This window comes from Flavobacterium petrolei (assembly GCF_003314435.2).
GTDB lineage: Bacteria > Bacteroidota > Bacteroidia > Flavobacteriales > Flavobacteriaceae > Flavobacterium > Flavobacterium petrolei.
On the sequence record NZ_QNVY02000001.1, the window covers coordinates 699,857 to 716,286 of the forward strand.

General features: G+C 36.8%; 12 protein-coding genes. 6 read left to right on the plus strand and 6 right to left on the minus strand.

Translation table 11 applies throughout. The features are described from left to right. Window positions 1–34 precede the first annotated feature (34 nt). A complete protein-coding gene (locus DR871_RS03090; RefSeq protein WP_113664907.1) occupies window positions 35–2,035 on the minus strand; it encodes a fumarate reductase/succinate dehydrogenase flavoprotein subunit in 2,001 nt (666 codons plus the stop codon). Window positions 2,036–2,048: 13 nt separating this feature from the next. Beyond that, window positions 2,049–2,714 carry a succinate dehydrogenase cytochrome b subunit gene (locus DR871_RS03095; RefSeq protein WP_113664906.1) on the minus strand — a complete coding sequence of 222 codons (666 nt, stop codon included), beginning with the start codon at window positions 2,712–2,714 and terminating at the stop codon, window positions 2,049–2,051. A gap of 368 nt (window positions 2,715–3,082) precedes the next feature. Here DR871_RS03095 and DR871_RS03100 point away from each other — a divergent pair, with 368 nt between their 5' ends. Then, window positions 3,083–4,444 carry a hydroxymethylglutaryl-CoA synthase family protein gene (locus DR871_RS03100; RefSeq protein WP_113664905.1) on the plus strand — a complete coding sequence of 454 codons (1,362 nt, stop codon included), beginning with the start codon at window positions 3,083–3,085 and terminating at the stop codon, window positions 4,442–4,444. Between the two features lie 77 nt (window positions 4,445–4,521). Here the strand turns inward: DR871_RS03100 and DR871_RS03105 are convergent, their stop codons facing one another. Continuing rightward, window positions 4,522–6,003 (minus strand): helix-turn-helix domain-containing protein, encoded by a 1,482-nt coding sequence (locus tag DR871_RS03105; RefSeq protein ID WP_113664904.1) that lies wholly within the window; start codon window positions 6,001–6,003, stop codon window positions 4,522–4,524. A 117-nt stretch (window positions 6,004–6,120) separates the two neighbouring features. Here DR871_RS03105 and aceB point away from each other — a divergent pair, with 117 nt between their 5' ends. Both aceB and aceA read left to right on the plus strand, forming a co-directional pair. Next, window positions 6,121–7,722 (plus strand): malate synthase A, encoded by a 1,602-nt coding sequence (aceB, locus tag DR871_RS03110; protein WP_113664903.1) that lies wholly within the window; start codon window positions 6,121–6,123, stop codon window positions 7,720–7,722. Window positions 7,723–7,769: 47 nt separating this feature from the next. Next, window positions 7,770–9,050, plus strand: a complete 1,281-nt coding sequence (aceA, locus tag DR871_RS03115; RefSeq protein WP_113664902.1) for an isocitrate lyase — start codon at window positions 7,770–7,772, stop codon at window positions 9,048–9,050. Window positions 9,051–9,123: 73 nt separating this feature from the next. Here aceA and DR871_RS03120 read toward each other — a convergent pair whose 3' ends face one another. Further along, entirely contained in the window at window positions 9,124–11,961 is a 2,838-nt protein-coding gene (locus DR871_RS03120; RefSeq protein WP_113664901.1) for a WD40/YVTN/BNR-like repeat-containing protein, read from the minus strand. A gap of 218 nt (window positions 11,962–12,179) precedes the next feature. On the opposite strand from DR871_RS03120, the gene DR871_RS03125 reads away from it, so the two are divergent. The 3 genes from DR871_RS03125 (at window position 12,180) to DR871_RS03135 (ending at window position 15,509) form a co-directional block, all read left to right on the plus strand. Next, window positions 12,180–13,472, plus strand: coding sequence for an aminopeptidase P family protein (locus DR871_RS03125; RefSeq protein WP_113664900.1), 1,293 nt, complete (start codon window positions 12,180–12,182; stop codon window positions 13,470–13,472). A gap of 309 nt (window positions 13,473–13,781) precedes the next feature. Then, complete coding sequence (locus tag DR871_RS03130) at window positions 13,782–14,582, plus strand: TIGR00266 family protein (protein ID WP_113664899.1); 801 nt, start codon at window positions 13,782–13,784, stop codon at window positions 14,580–14,582. A gap of 144 nt (window positions 14,583–14,726) precedes the next feature. After that, the gene (locus tag DR871_RS03135; protein WP_113664898.1) at window positions 14,727–15,509 is read left to right on the plus strand and encodes an alpha/beta fold hydrolase; all 783 of its coding nucleotides are present in this window, start codon (window positions 14,727–14,729) and stop codon (window positions 15,507–15,509) included. On the opposite strand, the gene DR871_RS03140 is transcribed toward DR871_RS03135, so the two are convergent. Further along, window positions 15,506–16,177 (minus strand): ATP-binding cassette domain-containing protein, encoded by a 672-nt coding sequence (locus DR871_RS03140; protein ID WP_113664897.1) that lies wholly within the window; start codon window positions 16,175–16,177, stop codon window positions 15,506–15,508. The two genes, DR871_RS03135 and DR871_RS03140, sit on opposite strands and share 4 nt — an antisense overlap. Next, window positions 16,174–16,425, minus strand: a complete 252-nt coding sequence (locus DR871_RS03145; RefSeq protein WP_165355300.1) for a hypothetical protein — start codon at window positions 16,423–16,425, stop codon at window positions 16,174–16,176. The genes DR871_RS03140 and DR871_RS03145 overlap by 4 nt, the downstream gene beginning before the upstream one ends. Between the last annotated feature and the right edge of the window lie 5 nt (window positions 16,426–16,430).

Here is a 16,430-nt window from a genome sequence, read left to right on the forward strand (position 1 = left end):
CGTTTCCATACGACTTTCGATACTGAACTAATTCCTATTTATAACTACGAGTTACTAGTTTAACATTGTCGTACACCAATGGTTCTTTATGAAGTACAGCCTCGCTTGGTTTACCCATGTATTCCCATGCTGCAACGTAAGCAAAGTTCTCATCATCACGTTGTGCTTCACCGTCCTCAGATTGGTATTCCTCACGGAAATGACCTCCACAAGATTCGTTTCGGTGCAAGGCATCTTTAGCAAACAATTCACCCAACTCCAAGAAGTCGGCCACACGACCCGCTTTGTCTAACTCTTGATTAAAACTGTTCGCATCACCAGGCACTTTTACATCTTTATAGAACTCTTCTCTTAACGCTGCAATTTCTACGATTGCTTCATTTAATCCTTTCGCGTTACGAGCCATACCAACTTTATTCCACATGATTTTTCCAAGTTTTTTGTGGAAATAATCAACAGAATGTGTTCCATTATTATTGATAAACTGATCAATACGAGCTTTTACATTTTTCTCTGCTTCAATAAATTCAGGTAAATCAGTAGAAATTTTTCCTGTCTTGATATCTGGAGCTAAATAATCTCCTATTGTGTAAGGCAATACAAAGTAACCATCAGCTAAACCTTGCATTAATGCAGAAGCTCCTAACCTATTTGCTCCATGATCAGAGAAATTTGATTCTCCAATAGAAAAACAACCAGGAATAGTCGTCTGTAAGTTATAATCTACCCAAGTTCCACCCATAGTATAGTGTACAGCAGGATAAATCATCATTGGTGTTGTGTACGGATTCTCATCAACGATTTTCTCGTACATTTGGAATAAATTTCCGTATTTATTAGCTACAAGTGCAGCACCTAATTTTGTTATTAATGCGGCATCATTAGCATCTAAACCTTTTACGTATGCTTGTTCTTTACCGTAACGTTCAATCGCTGCCGCAAAATCTAAGTACACTGCTTCACCAGTTTTGTTAACTCCAAAACCAGCATCACATCTCTCTTTAGCAGCTCGAGAAGCAATATCTCTAGGTACTAAGTTTCCAAAAGCTGGATAGCGACGCTCTAAATAATAATCTCTGTCTGCTTCAGCAATTTGTGTTGGTTTCAATTTTCCTTCACGAATAGATTTCGCATCCTCTAATTTTGCTGGAACCCAAATTCGTCCGTCATTACGCAAGGATTCGGACATCAATGTCAATTTAGATTGGTGATCTCCTGAAACTGGGATACAAGTAGGGTGAATTTGTGTATAACAAGGATTAGCAAAAAAAGCTCCTTTTTTATGTATTTTCCAAGCAGCAGTTGCGTTACTTCCCATAGCATAAGTTGATAGGAAAAATACATTTCCGTAACCTCCAGAGGCAATAACTACGGCATGCGCTGAGTGTCTTTCTATTTCTCCGGTCACTAAATCGCGAGCAATAATTCCTCTAGCTTTACCATCCACTACCACTAAATCTTGCATTTCGTGACGCGTGTACGATTTAATCTTTCCACGACCAATTTGACGGTTCATAGCAGAATAAGCACCTAGTAACAATTGTTGACCTGTTTGTCCTTTAGCGTAAAATGTTCTTGCGACTAAAGTTCCTCCAAATGACCTGTTGTCAAGAAGTCCACCATATTCACGTGCCAATGGAACACCTTGCATTACACACTGATCAATAATATTTACAGAAACTTCTGCAAGTCTATGTACGTTTGCTTCTCTAGAGCGGTAATCTCCCCCTTTTACAGTATCATAAAACAAACGGAAAGTTGAATCACCATCCCCTTGATAATTTTTCGCAGCATTAATCCCACCTTGTGCCGCAATTGAGTGAGCACGACGAGGAGAATCCTGAAAGCAAAATGTTTTTACGTTATATCCTAATTCAGCTAATGTTGCAGCAGCAGAACTACCTGCAAGACCCGTTCCAACAACGATAATATCAATATTACGTTTATTAGCTGGGTTTACTAAATTAATATGATCTTTATAATTTGTCCATTTGTCCGCTATTGGACCATTTGGAATTTTTGAATCTAATGCCATTTATAATTTAATATTAATGATTAAAATGATGAAATAATGCAATAAAAATGAAACCGAAAGGAACTACAATTGCAAAAGCATATCCTAATGTATGTAACGATCTTGAGTATTTATTATTGAACCCAACTGATTGAAAAGAAGAGTTGAAACCGTGCCATAAGTGCAAGGATAGCAATAAAAATGATACACAATAAATCCCTGTACGCACTGGACTAACAAATTTATGAGTCAACTCTGCAAAGTAACGAGTCTCGTTAAGCGGATTAACCTCTACATATTTATAAACCATTTCAGGAACCCAAAAATCATAAAAGTGTAGCAAAATGAAAGCCAGAACCACAGCCCCAGAAACAATCATATTACGTGATGCCCAAGATGAATTAGCCGCTCCATTGTTCTTAATGTAATTAATTGGTCTTGCACTTCTATTTTTAAAGTCCAAAACAAATCCCATTACGAAGTGAAAAATAACTCCCACAATAAGAATTGGCTGGATTACAAACTGAACCAATGGATTATTTCCCATAAAATGAGAAATAGAGTTAAAAGTATCAGGACTAAAAACCGAGGTACTGTTTATAAAAAAATGTTGTGCTAAAAATAAAATTAAGAAAAGTCCAGAAAGCGCCATAGCGACTTTTTTTGCTATCGATGACTTTAATAATGCAGATTTTGCCATAGTAATTTGTATGAATTAATTTAAAAATCATACAAAAATAGAGCAATTAGTAATGAACTACAACCTTTTCGTTATAATTTATAATGATTTTAAAGTGTTAAGACCTAAATCCCAATAATTTGCTATTAACCAGCACTTAAGACGCTAAAAGTCTGTTATTTAGTTAAACAAAAGCAAATAATCGCACAATTTTACCGCAGCTGCTATTTGCTATAATCCTCATAAATAGGGATTTAATTTATCATATCAATAATTTTGATTAGGTAATTTTTTTAAATTCCTAAAAGTTTAATAAACACTATTTTTAGAACCCTAAAAAAACTGTCATTAAACTCCTAAATTTTACTTTTATAAGAAAAAAAATTATAATGAAAACAGGAATTGACGCTATCTCTTTTGATGTTGCAAAAATACATTTACCCATAAATACTTTGGCAAAAGCCAGAAATATCGAACCCGAAAAACTAGAAAAAGGACTGGGCTTAATCAAAATGACATTGCCAGACATACATCAAGACACGGTAGTTTTTGGTGCCAATGCATTGACCAAATTAATTTCAGACCACAACATAAACCTCAATGAAATTACCCGAATTTATGTAGGAACCGAAAGCGCCATTGACAGCTCAAAGCCAATAAGTTCGTTCTTGATTGCATTGATGGAACAAAAATTTGGAGAAAACACGTTATCAGAATGTGATGTGGTTGATTTTACTTTTGCTTGTATTGGCGGAGTTGATGCCATGCAAAACTGTATTGATTTTATAACATTGAACCCAACAAAAAAAGCAATTGTTGTCACTACTGATTTTGCAAAATACGATTTAAACTCTACCGGAGAATACACACAAGGTGCTGGCGCTTTAGCAATGTTGATAACTTCAAATCCAAGAATTATTGCTTTCGAAAACAATTGGGCAACCAGTACAAAAGGAGTTTTTGACTTTTTTAAACCGTTTCGAACGATTTCGAAAACAGCAATTACAGGAAATACAACTAATGAACCGTGGTTTGAAAATTTAGAAAGTGAAGTTGAAATCCACAAAGACCAGCCGGTTTTTGACGGTCAATATTCGAATCAATGCTATATGGATCGAACGAGAGACGCTTATTTTTCATTCAAAAAATTAAAAAATACCACCGAAACCGTTTACGATTCCTGGAATAGTATTGTCATGCACTTACCTTATGCTTTTCAGGGACGCCGAATGTTATCTGAAATTTATGCTTTGGACGCATCCAATACAATTATTTCCGGTGATGAAGACACTTCGGAATACCAAAATAAACTGAAAGAAATCAGCAAATCAGAAGCCTATAAAGAATTTGTAAATGAAAAATTAATGCCTGCCGAAATCGCTTCTTCTTTAATTGGAAATCTATACACAGGTTCTATTTTCATGGGGTTACTTTCAACTTTGGCTCATTTTTACGATACCGAAAAAGAAATAAGCGGCAGTAAATTTGGCTTTCTGGCTTACGGAAGCGGCTCAAAATCAAAGGTTTTTGAAGGAACCATTCAACAAGACTGGAAATTAGCCATTGCTAACGTCAATCTTTTTGAAACAATAGAAAAAAGTTTCGAAATTGACTTTGAAACTTACAACAAACTGCACAAAAAGGAACAAAAAATCAGCGTTCGAACTCCAAAAACTGAATGGCTTTTGGATCGAATTGAAAATGAAATTCCTAATTTAATTGGTGCTCGTTATTACAAATGGGTGGATTAATTTTATACTTCTAAAAAAAGCACCGACAATTCATACTTGAACTTTCGGTGCTTTTTGATTTAATAGACAGCATTCCGTTAACTGAATTTTGCCATGTATTGCTGCACAATTAAATCCGTATTTTCGTTGCGCATTTTTTGCTCTAATTGTATTGGTGGCGAAGCGCGTTCCAAACAATTTTTAACGGCACAAGTTTCACAAGTAACCCCGACAATCTGTTTCTTAAGCGAATCATTCTCGATGAACTTAAATTTTTTCTTCATTCCCGGCGTAATCAAAATTCCTACCGATATACTGCGGATACAATCTACTTTAAACGGATCCGGTGTTGCGGATGAAAAAACAAGATATTCATTTTTGCTGTTTTCATAACTGGATATTTGCGCATCAAAAAAATGATTTTTATTCTGCTTCAATGATTGCTCGATTGTACGTATGGAAACCCATCTTCGGCAGTAATGCTCATTCATTTCATTAGCGTGCGGTTCCTGCTGGTTCGTGATATGCAATTCCTTTTTTATCTGATAGGTATCCGTTCCTATTTGATGCGACAATCTCAGAAAGAAAAGATTTTTCAATTGAAAATCTTTTGGTAAAATATTAGTCAACCTCTGATAAAACGATTCGGGCGAAACATTAAAACCGCTCATCAATGCAATCATTTCCTGTGGTTTTGGATCTGTTTTAGACAAAAATAAATTCAGTTCGTCTATCAATTTTTGTCTTGGAATAAGTAAGGCTCCTGCAAAATAAGAAGCATAAAAGTTATTTAGGACCTGGTCAAAATTATCAAACTTAATCCAACTGAACGTATACAATCTTTCGGAAATCTCAAGGTAATTATATGCAATTTCTTTAGCTAAGATAAACGCCTTTTGAGGTTCATCAATATCTAAGGAAAGAAGTAACGTCTTGCTTTTTGGAACAAAAATCGATCTCAAATCCCCTAATTGTTCTTGCTCCGAAAAAACGAGTTCTTTTATTGTATAACCATATTCTTCAATTAAAATCGCCGTGAGTTCTTCAATCGAAATTTTAGCTTCAATATTCACGTGAAACGCTTTGGAAAACTGCAACACTTTCTGCTCTAAATCTTCAAAATAGTTCGTGTGTGCTTCTTGGTACGAACGCAACGACGCCAAAAAGAAACTCTCTCTTGTCAAATTATAATGCTGTGCGATCTCAATAATCGTACTTATAAACGCATTGACTTTTGCAGGAGCATTGGCAATAATATCGATAAGATCGTTTTCCTGAATCCCAAAAATCTCCAGAGGTATCTCTTTTAGAATACCCGATTTTAGAATTTCTCCAATGGGCGCCAGATTATTATCCAGCTTCAAAGACACCATATTATCATAGGAAATATCGAGTTTTTCGGCTAACAGAATAATTTTATCCGTTTTTGGATACTTTTTCCCTTTTTCAATTTCGTTTAAATACGATTTTGAAAGGTCTGTGATTTTTGCCAAACCAAATAGTGACAGATTCTTATTGGTGCGAGCCTGCTTGAGTTTAAGCCCAAAAATTAACTTGATATAATCCTTTTCTATGTTCATATCTCAAAGATAAGCTAAAAAATATTTGCGCCAAAAAAAATATTTTTCATTTTTAGCGTACGTTCGCTTGTTTTGTAAAAAACTTTTCGTAACATTGTCATGTAAAACATATTAACCATGAAAGCAAATACCGAAACAACCGAAAAATCGTTGCAGTTTTCCAATGAAACGAAAGAGCATTATCCAGAAATTTTGACGGACAAGGCCATTAATTTTATTACCGAACTTCACGAGCGATTCAATGCCAAAAGACTTTTGTTATTAGACGAAAGAAAAAAACAACAGGATTTATTCGATCAAGGTGCCTTACCAACTTTTCCTGCTGAGACCAAAAGCATCAGAGAAAGTAATTGGAAAGCGGCGCAAACACCAGACGATTTATTAGATCGAAGAGTCGAAATAACCGGTCCAGTCGACAGAAAAATGGTCATTAATGCATTGAATTCGGGTGCAAAAACATTCATGGCTGATTTTGAAGACAGCACTTCTCCTACTTGGAGCAACTTAATGACGGGACAGCAAAACCTGAAAGATGCGATAAATAAAACCATTGCTCTTGAAGATATTATAAAGAATAAAAAATACAGTCTGAACGAAAAAACTGCAGTACTGCTTGTTCGTCCAAGAGGATTGCATTTGCCTGAAAAAAATATTTTGATTAACGGAGAACAAACTTCAGGATCACTAATTGACTTCGGATTATATGCTTTTCACAATCATAAGCAACTTATTGAAGATGGAACGGCACCGTATTTTTACATTCCAAAACTGGAACATTATCTGGAAGCCAGATGGTGGAATGAAGTTTTCGAATTTACGCAGGAATATTTAGGCGTAAAAAACGGAACATTCAAAGCCACGGTTTTAATCGAAACAATAACTGCCAGTTTTCAATTAGACGAAATCATTTTTGAACTGAAAGAGCATATTGTAGGCCTTAATTGCGGGCGATGGGATTACATTTTTTCTTATATAAAAAAATTAAGAAAAAACCCAGCTTTCATTGTTCCAAACAGAGATCAGGTGACGATGACTTCTCCATTTATGAGTGCGTATTCCCAATTAGTTATTCAACGATGCCACAAACGAAATATTCACGCAATTGGTGGAATGGCAGCGCAAATTCCGATAAAAAACAACGAAGAAGCTAATAAAATTGCTTTCGATAAAGTAATCGCCGACAAAGAACGGGAAGTAAAAAATGGTCATGACGGAACTTGGGTCGCACATCCGGATTTAGTTTCACTTGCCATGACAGTTTTTGATAAATACATGCCAACCAAAAATCAGATTCAGGTAAAAAGAGAGGACGTACACGTTACCGAAAGTGATTTGCTCGAAACTCCAAAAGGAACCATTACCGAGGAAGGTGTTCGAAAAAACATTAGTATTTCCGTTCTATACATCGCTTCATGGCTTAACGGACAAGGCGCCGCAGCGTTACACAATTTGATGGAAGATGCTGCTACTGCTGAGATTTCGAGATCGCAATTGTGGCAATGGTTACAAAACGAAGTCGTTTTGGACAATAAAAAAACATTAAATACAAATTATTATCATCGTATAGCGATGGAGGAATTTGAAAAAATCAGAAAGCTTGTTGGAGATGAAAATCATGAAAAACAAAAATACAGATTAGCGGAACAATTATTAGATATTCTAGTCGTGAACGACAATTTTATCGAATTTTTGACCATTCCTGGATACAAATACATTTAAACAATCAATTACAATCCCTATTAACAAACAACCAAAAAAAAAGAAAAATGAAAACTACAGAAACAAGAATTCAAGAATTAGTTACCGACTGGATTACAAACCCAAGATGGAATGGTATTGAGCGCCCCTATACTGCTGAAGAAGTTGTAAAATTGCAAGGTTCGTATCAAATAGAACATAGTGTTGCCAGAATTGGAGCGAATACTTTATGGAATAAACTAAATTCTCAAGATTTTGTAGCCGGACTTGGCGCGCTTACCGGAAACCAAGCCATTCAAGAAGTAGAGGCAGGATTAGATGCTATTTATTTGAGCGGTTGGCAAGTTGCCGCTGATGCAAATGTAGCCGGAGAAATGTATCCTGACCAATCTTTATATCCTGCTAACAGCGTTCCATTGGTAGTAAAACGAATCAATAATGCGCTTTTGAGAGCGGATCAAATACAAGTGGTTAACGGAACAGCTGACAAAAAAGAATACTTAGTTCCTATTGTGGCTGACGCCGAAGCTGGTTTTGGTGGAAACCTGAACGCTTTCGAATTAATGAAATCGATGATTGAAGCAGGAGCTGCCGGAGTTCACTTTGAAGACCAATTGAGTTCTGCTAAAAAATGTGGTCACTTAGGTGGAAAAGTTTTGGTTCCTACTCAAGAAGCCATCAACAAACTAATTGCGGCTCGTTTAGCAGCTGACGTAATGGGAACACCAACGTTGATTGTCGCTCGTACAGATGCAGATGCGGCCAACTTATTGACTAGCGATATTGACCCAAGAGATGCTAAATTCATCACTGGCGAAAAAACCGGAGAAGGTTTTTTCTATGTAAATTGTGGTGTGGAGCAAGGAATTGATAGAGGATTGAGTTACGCGCCTTATGCTGATTTAATCTGGATGGAAACCAGTAATCCGGATCTGGATTACGCAAGACAATTTGCTGAAGGAATTCACGCAAAATTCCCAGGAAAAATGTTGGCTTACAATTGTTCGCCTTCTTTCAACTGGGCTGCAAAATTATCCGTTGCTGAAATGGAAACGTTCAGAGAGGATCTTGCTGCAATGGGATACAAGTTCCAATTCATCACTTTAGCCGGATTCCACGCACTAAATACGAGTATGTTCGAATTGTCTAAAGCCTACAAAGAAAGAGGAATGGCAGGCTATTCTGAATTACAAGAAAGAGAATTTGCTTTGCAAAAACACGGTTTCAAAGCGGTAAAACACCAAGGTTTCGTAGGGACATCCTATTTTGATGCGGTACAAAATACCGTGACAATTGGAAAATCTTCTACAACTGCCATGAAAGATTCTACAGAAGTAGCTCAGTTTTAAACAAAATAGCAACCATAAAAAAATACGATTTCAGATGGAATCGTGTTTTTTGTTTTTAAAATAAAAAGACTTTCTATTTTGATTCTATAATTTCCAGATCAGTAACCACTTTCTCTTTTCCTTTTTGAATACTGATTTTATTGATTGAAATTGGAAGGTAATATTTCCCATTTTTGGCTTCTTCCAATTTTAGTTTTTTGTCTTTATTTTTCCAATTATCCGCTACCGTTTTAGTCATTGAAAGATCGTAAATGTGTTTATTCAATCCTTTTGACGCTTTCACTTTCTGAGAATAAACGACTTCTTTTAAACTGTTTTCAATTTGCAAAAGCACTTCTGAATCCCCATTCGAATAAAACCAAATCTCTGCTTTTGGTTCTGAAGCCTTAGCCCAAGAACTCCAACTGTTTCCCCATTCTCTTGATTTTTTTATCTTTATTAATTCGAAAACATGAAGACTTTTCGACACCACTTTATCGCTCAATTGTTGCACTTGCTCTAAATTGACTTTATAAATCGAGCGACCGTGAGTTCCCACCACTAAGTCTTTTACTTTCTTTTGAATCACTAAATCGTGAACGGCAACGTTCGGAATTCCGTTCGAAAAATCATCCCAAGTTGTTCCTTTATTTAACGAAACGTACAATCCGTTATCCGTTCCCAAATACAAAACATTCTCATTTATATTATCCTCCACAATCACATTCACAGGACTTGCAGGCAAATTACTGGCGATATTTTTCCAAGTTTGACCAAAATCATCCGACACATACAAATAGCTGGTGAAATCATCATTTCGATATCCGTTTAAAGTAGCATAGACTCTTTCTTTCTTATGTGCCGAAGCCACGACTCTGGAAACCCAGCGATTCTGAGGCAAATTTTCCGAAATTTTGTTCCAAGTCGCTCCGCCATCTTTCGAAACATGAATCAATCCATCATCACTTCCTGCGTAAAGTAATCCGAACTGTAAAGTACTTTCGCTGATCGTAGCGATGGTACCAAAAGCTACATTTCCTTCTTTCACTCCTTGCGTCAAATCAGGGGAAATTGCGGTCCAAGTTTGCCCTTGATTCATCGAACGGTGCAAGAAATTAGATCCCATGTATAAAATATCTTGGTTGTGCGAAGACAATAAAATAGGCGTCTGCCAATTGAATCGGAATGGTTTTTCGTCCTTTTTTGGCTTTGGTGAAACATACTCTCGCTTGTTAGTCGCACGATCAATTCTATAATAATTCCCAAATTGAAAACCCGTAAAAACAATGTTAGAATTTCTTTTGTCAATTTGAGTTTGCATTCCGTCGCCTCCCATCAAATTTTCGTACGGATATTTCCCGGTTTGGTACCATTCTGAGGAATATTTGTAAGTGCTTGGTCCAACCCAAACCCCATTATCCTGCATTCCGCCATAAATATTATACGGTTCTTGCTCATCTACATTCACTGCATAAAACTGACTTACAGAATGCGAATTACTTTTTACCCAATGCGCTCCATCATCATACGAAATGTTCAAACCACCGTCATTTCCATTAATTAAATGTCCGGATTTATTTGGATTCACCCAAACTACGTGATGATCTGCGTGAACATTCTCTTCGCTTATGGAGGTAAATGTTTTTCCGCCATCATTTGATTTGATAATCGGCACACCCGATAAATAAATTTTATTCACATCGTTTGGATCAACAGAGATGACACTGAAATAATAGCCATACGAATAAAAGAAATCATCAATAAAATCTTTGTGGGTCTTTGTCCAATTTTTTCCTCCATTACTTGATTTGTATACTTCAGCTCCAATAACTTCTGTTTCGGCTAAACTATTTATCGCATCCAAAACTACTTTTGCAGCTTCGTTAGGTTGCAAATAGCCGTTTTGAACCCAGTGTTTGATGTTTTCAGCTCTGTATTTTTCGGTCAATCCGTAATTCTTTAGAATAGAATTCAGACTTTTATTTGGTAATTTGAGGAATTCGTCTCCCGGCATAGAAAATGCAATTGGTAACGAATTGCTTTTTTTGGATTGCAACGGTCTTTTGAATTGGTTATCCAGAACAGCATATACATTATTATCATCATAAACCGCTAAACCAATTCTCCCAACGCCTTCGCCAATAGGAAATCCACTTTCAGCATCCGTAAAAAGTTTCCATGTCAATCCAGCATCTTCACTTTTATAAATTCCCGAGGCGGCGCCACTTCCAATAAAATCCCACGCTTTTCTGTCTTTGCTCCAAGAAGCCGCAAATTGAACCTTGAAATTTTTTGGAGAAACAGCCACATCTATAATCCCGGTTTCGTCATCGATATAAAGGGTTTTGCTCCACGTTTTCCCACCATCAGTCGTTTTATAAATCCCTCTTTCTTCATTTTTAGAATATAAATGACCCACTGCGCCCACAACAACTTCATCTGCATTGGATGGATTTATCAGGATTCTGCTGATGTGATGGCTGTCGTGCAATCCCATATTTTGCCAAGTCTTCCCTTTGTCTTCGGATTTCAAAATTCCAATTCCGGCGTAAGACGATCGGGACGAATTTACTTCGCCAGTTCCTACCCAAATCGTTCCTCGTTTCCAGTCTACCGCAATATCACCCACATTTTGCGTAGGTGCCGCATCCATAACCGGCGAAAAACTCATCCCATTATTATTCGTGTACCAAAGTCCGCCCGAAGCATATCCCACATAAAATTCGGTTGGATTTTGCGGATTTACATCCACATCCACCACTCTTCCGCTCATCACCGTTGGCCCCACATTTTCGAAAGCAACCTGCTGAAAAATCGATTGAATTTCCATTTGTTTTTTGGATTCCAATGATTGCTGAATTGCTTCGGCAGAAACTTGTCCCCAAGAGACACTTTGCACGATAAGGGCAGAAAAGAGTACTATTTTTTTCATGTAAAACTGATTTGAATTGGAAAATTAATCATAAAAATAGTTATCTGAAAATTTTATAGTGTAATTAACATCCGTTTCTTTCAAAGTTAGTATTTTTGAATATTCAATGTATAAAAACGAATTGTTATGAAATGAGCATAGAAAAAAATGGCATAAAAAACCAATTTTAGCTTTATGCGAATTCCATTTGACAAATAAAAAACAATAAAAATCAACAAATGAAATATCATCAAATTGACCGAGATTTATTTATAAAAAATAGAGAAAAATTCATGGCTCAGATGAAGCCGAAAAGCGTTGCCATCTTCAACTCTAATGATATTTATCCCGTTTCTGCCGATAGTACTTTGCCATTTGCACAACACCGCGATATCTTTTATCTAAGTGGAGTAGATCAGGAAGAAAGTATTTTATTGCTTTTCCCGGATGCGCCATACGAGCACCAAAGAGAAATGGTTTTCTTGAAAGAAACCAGCGAACATATTGCCATTTGGGAAGGTGAAAAACTGACTAAAGAGCGTGCTTTTGAAGTAACAGGAATCAGAACCGTGTATTGGTTACAGGAATTTGAGAAAGTATTATTCGAAATGATGACGCATGCTGAAACAATTTACATCAATACAAATGAGCATTACCGTGCCACTGTAGAAACTGAAACGCGTGAAGCCCGTTTTGTAAAATGGTGGAAAGAGAAATATCCGGCACATGCTGTTGCAAAAAGTAATCCGATATTGCAACGCCTTCGCTCCGTAAAAGAAACCGAAGAATTGGATTTAATCCAAAAAGCCTGTAATATTACGGAACTTGGTTTTAGAAGATTATTGTCTTTCGTGAAACCAAACGTTACCGAATACGAAATCGAAGCCGAGTTGATTCACGAATTCATTCGCAACCGTTCCAGAGGTTTTGCTTACACGCCAATTATCGCTTCCGGAAACAATGCCAATGTATTGCACTACATCGAAAACAATCAACAATGCAAAGCCGGTGATTTGATTTTACTGGATGTTGCGGCTGAATATGCGAATTATTCGAGTGACATGACGCGTACCATTCCAGTTTCAGGAAAATATACAAAAAGACAAAAAGAAGTATACAATGCCGTTTTACGTGTGAAAAATGAAGCGACAAAAATGCTGACTACAGGAACACTTTGGAAACAATATCATATCGAAGTGGGAAAATTAATGACTTCAGAACTGCTAGGTTTGGGTCTTATTGACAAAGCCGATGTACAAAATGAAAACCCGGAATGGCCCGCTTACAAAAAATATTTCATGCACGGAACTTCCCACCACATGGGATTGGACACGCACGATTACGGAATCTTGACCGAGCCAATGCAAGCCAATATGGTATTTACCGTAGAGCCTGGAATTTACATTCCTGCCGAAGGTTTCGGAATCCGTCTGGAGGACAACATCATCGTTCAAGAAAGCGGCGAACCGTTCAACATGATGCGCAACATCCCAATTGAAGTGGACGAAATCGAAGAGTTAATGAACAGTTAATTCCTTAAATACATACAACCAAATCGGTTTACAGCAATGTGAACCGATTTTTTTTTGGGCGCAACCCAGCTTCCGTAAACTCCAGCTGTGTCGGGCTATCCGCTATAAGTCCTCGTCTCTTCAAAAAAGACGAGACTGTGGGCTTTCCGCTACAAATGAAATTCACTGAACTCCTATAAAAATAAAAGTACGGTGAAGTAATCCCTTGCGCGCTTCAACGAGAAAATCTGTAATTCCAAAATTCATGGTAAAGCTGTAACTTTATAATCACCCTTCCGACATATTTAAAAAACTTAAAACACAGAAATCATGCAAGCACACGAAATAGACTACCACATTTACGGCGAGGAAATGCAATATGTGGAAATAGAACTGGACCCACAGGAAATTGTAATTGCCGAAGCGGGAAGTTTTATGATGATGGACAATAATATTCAAATGGAAACCATTTTTGGAGACGGTTCCGGACAGGAAAACGGATTGTTCGGTAAACTTTTAAGCGCCGGAAAAAGAGTTTTAACAGGCGAAAGCCTTTTTATGACAGCATTTATCAATCAAAACAATACCAAAAGCAAAGTTTCATTCGCATCGCCTTATCCCGGAAAAATTATCCCAATAGACTTGACACAATTTAACGGAAAATTCATTTGCCAGAAAGATGCTTTCCTCTGCGCTGCCAAAGGCGTTTCGGTGGGGATTGAATTCTCTAAAAAACTGGGCCGCGGACTGTTTGGTGGTGAAGGTTTCATCATGCAAAAAATAGAAGGCGATGGAATGGCGTTTGTACATACCGGCGGAACATTAGCCAAAAAAGAATTAGCAGCAGGCGAAATCCTAAAAGTCGATACGGGTTGTATTGTTGGTTTTACCAAAGACGTGGATTATGACATTGAATTTATTGGCGGCATCAAGAATTCTATTTTTGGTGGCGAAGGTTTATTTTACGCAACACTTCGCGGTCCGGGAACAGTTTATGTGCAGTCCTTGCCTTTTAGCAGACTGGCTGACAGAATCATCGCATCTGCACCAAGAGCTGGCGGAAACAGTCGTGACGAAGGAAGTTTATTAGGCGGATTAGGAAGTTTGCTCGATGGTGATAGAAGATTTTAAATTTCATAAACGGCTTTCAGAAATGGGAGCCGTTTTATTTAACCACATAAGTCATTTAAGCAAATGAAAGAATACTTACATGACCTTATATTTCTTAAATGGTTAAAAAAATAAAATGTTACTTTTGTAGACTAATTTTTCATTTTGAAACAAATTCTCTTTAAAAATACCAACATCTCCTATTCCGCTACCGGGAAAGGAACCGCTATTGTCTTACTTCATGGTTTCTTGGAAAACAAAGGCATGTGGGATTTTTATATTCCAGAATTTGCTAAAAAAAACCGCGTCATTACGATAGATTTATTAGGGCATGGCGAAACGGAATGTTTGAGTTACGTGCAAACGATGGAAGATAATGCCGATGCTGTTCACGCTGTTTTATCGGAATTGCGCATCCGAAAAGCCATTTTTGTCGGGCATTCTATGGGCGGTTATGTAGCTTTGGCTTTCGCCGAATTGTATCCCGACACGATAAAAGGATTGGTTTTACTAAACTCGACCTCAAGAGCCGACAGCGAGGAACGAAAAACAAATCGGGATCGAGCTATCAAAGCGGTAAAACAATCTTTTATGAACTTTGTTTCACTTTCTATTGCCAACTTATTCAGCGAATCCAACAGAGAACGACTTTCATCAGCAATTGAAAGCGTAAAAAAAGAAGCTTTAAAAACACCACTACAAGGAATTGTTGCGTCACTGGAAGGAATGAAAATACGACAAGATCGGGAAGTGTTGTTGCACCTTACGCCCTATCCAAAATTATTAATTCTGGGTGAAAAAGATCCTGTCCTGAATTACGAGGAAACCAAAGAACAAATTGAAAACACAACGGTAAAATTAGTCACTTTTCCGGACGGACACATGAGTCATATTGAAAACCAAGACAAGTTATTGATTGTATTGTTGGCTTTTTTCAAAAGCATCTAAATCATTCCTGATTTCAAATAGCCTTTTTCCACTAATTCGCTTTTGTCTTTCAAGTGGTGCATTTTCCCTTCTTTCATCAACGCTAGTTTTGTGGAGACTTTAATCACATTCTCATAGTTATGATCCGTGATAATAATGCCTTTTACACTGGACATTGTAGTGATTAATTCATTAATTTTTTCAATCATTATGGGTGACAAACCATTGTAAGGCTCGTCCAGTAAAACAAATTTTGACGCATTATTCAGGATTAATTTAATTTCTAAATACCGTAATTCTCCGCCGGATAAATGCTTTATTTTTTTATCTAACATCAATTGAATCATTTCATCAGTATAAAATTCCTGCAATTTATCTTTGGCTATAGACAATTGAATAGTCTTTTTTATCGAGAATGAATTTGGAATAAAATTATCTTGGCGCAAATAACTGATTTCATTTAGCAACTCGCTGGTCTTTGCTTTCACGACTCCATCGACCCGAACAAATTTAAAATCAGCAGCTACAATTCCAAAAATGATTTTCAATAAAGTAGATTTTCCGGAACCATTTCTTCCTAAAACGCCAATAATATCGGCGGTTTCGCATTTCAAATACACATCAGAAACTATGATTTTCCCATCATACTGTTTTTGAACACTGTCTACTTCTAAAACACTCTTTGTCATACGAATTTCAAAACTACATTAATGACTAAAATAAGCGCTAACGAAAAAACAAAATTCAGTAGAAAACCATACACAAACAATTGCATTTTTGAAATTCCATTATTGTAATAAAACAAATATTCATTTTTAGCATTCACTTCTTTTATCAAAAGGCTAATGAAGAAACCAAAAATAATAAGTACGTATTTGAAGGTTTCAAATCCTCCAAAAACCCATGCCAAAGCGCTTATTGACATGTTGATAGTCAAAGTGC